1 protein-coding gene is annotated in these 2,150 nt (G+C 34.4%); it reads right to left on the bottom strand.

Features of this window, described 5'->3' with window-relative positions; translation table 11 throughout:
• Positions 1–2,150: hypothetical protein (locus Q0200_RS07230; protein WP_297939641.1), on the bottom strand; the 2,150-nt coding region annotated here is incomplete at both ends.

Raw genomic sequence — 2,150 nt, 5'->3', positions numbered from 1 at the left:
CACCTATTACAGCTTCTGGATTTCTTAAAATATATTTATCATCTTCTAATATATTTTCGTCTTCGCTTATAAAATTTTTCTCAAATCCCTCCGTAATCTCTTCAATACACAAGGAGTTTTTATCGCCCAGCTCCTCTTTGGTTTTTTTGAAGAAGTAAAATTTTTCCTCTTTCTCATTTATTTTTATAAAAGCATTATTGTTTAAAACTTTAAATTCATACTTTCCTACGGCTAAACTTTCGCCATTTCTACCGAAAATAGCTTTTATAATACTATTCTCTTTAGCTTTTGCAATATTCACCGAAGCATATCTTTGCCTAATGATATAAAAAGTAGTCGCCATCATAAAAATGTCTATTGCAGAATGTGGAGATAAATTGAAGTCCACCGAGCCGATAGGAGAATCTTCACCCATTTGTTCCCAATCATCCATGCTAACTCTTTGCTCTTGCCCATCTTTATCCGTGTATATAAATTCAGGATCTGTCTTTTTGTTGATACTTTCAAAAAAATTCTCAAAGTGCTCTAGTCCAAGATCGAAAAGCTTTTTTTCTTTTTCTATTATCTCATTCATATCTTTTGCATTTTTAAAAAAGCTGTATATATGCGATAGATTTTCTTTGGCTATTTCGGCTTTCTGATATATCCGGCTATATCCGTAGGCATTAAAATCGCCATACCTCATTTTTTCCGATTCATTTTGCTCATTTATTATATCATCTTCATAGTCATCTATGATTTTTTTGTCTATTCGGACGAATGGGCTTAAATTTAATAAGTATAAATCCTCTTCGCCCGGATTTACGATTATGGAATACTTGCTGTAATCTTTTATCTGTGTTATGCTTTCGGGGTCTTGTATTTTTGTATCGTCTCCGCCTCTATTATTTTCATCGCTTATCTTGTAACTAAGAGCTTTTTCTATTATGTATTCGCCGAGTTTTGCATTTGATTTAAAAGGCGCGCTAGATATTACTAGGTAATTTTTTGCTAATCCGCCGTATCTAGCGCTATTATCTGTTTCGTCTTTGGACTTAGATGATTTGTCTCGAAGTAAATTTGCGAATTTTAACGAGTTAAAAAACGGATGTTGTATGTATACGAAGTGCGCTCCATTCGACACTACGCTATTTTTTATAGTATCGTATAGGCTTGCGCCCTTATTTAGCCCTATGTTTTTATGCATATACGTAAAATTATCCCGCAGCTCTTTGTGGGGCGATTCGTTATCAAAAAAACTGTATACGGATTTTTTATGATTAAGCCCGTATTTGTTTGTCTCTTCAAGCGTTAAAATATCTTGGATATTGCCGCAAACGGCCAGATATTCATCGACGTTTGCGCGGGTGCTGGAACCGAATGCGTCAAATCCGGAAAAATCTATAAAACTGCTATTGCTGCCTTCAAGACCGGAGTGAAATTCTACGATATTTGAGAGCGAGCTTACGTTTATTAAGCCAAGCAAGAGGCCAAATTCTCTAGCCAGCAAATTTGAGATGGGTCCTGCAAATGCATAAAACCATTTTTCGGTAATAAATTCATATATATTTAAACCGTTTTCGATCATGCCAGGTATCGAGCCGAGCACATTAAGCTTCGTCAAGCTTTTTTTATAATCGGTAACATCTATTAAACTAACTAGGGCTTTAAAAAGCTCTTTTAATATATAACCGTATCCGTCTTGAGCCAGTAACTCCATATTGTTTTTAAGTTCCGAAAACATGTTTCTTATATCATCGATGCCGGTTTGAGTGGATGCATACCCCTCTTGTTTAAATAAATCATCGGCTTGCGATATAAGCTTATTTTGTAATTTACCCAAAAGCTCTACTATGGGTTTTTGATTATCGTCAAAATTTTCCACCAAAACATCGACTGCATCAGAAAAATTTTTTACTTTTTTATTTTTGTTCGCAAGGGCGATAAAGTCTTTTATAAAATCTTCTATAGGGTTTTTTCTATCGGAGATTATTTTAACATTAATTTTTTTGCCGAATCTGCTTATAGTAAATTTACTATTTTCGCTTTTGATTACCGCATCTTTATCTATATAGGAGTAGCTTTTTATTAAAACCGTTTTATTTTCGCTTAGCCTAAAAAGCCTTTGCATGATAATGCCGCCTAGGGTACCCAGCTGTATCGTATCGTTA

Origin of the sequence: uncultured Campylobacter sp. (assembly GCF_938045225.1) — a bacterium.
Taxonomy (GTDB): domain Bacteria; phylum Campylobacterota; class Campylobacteria; order Campylobacterales; family Campylobacteraceae; genus Campylobacter_A.
This window is presented reverse-complemented; position numbering and strand designations above follow the sequence as displayed.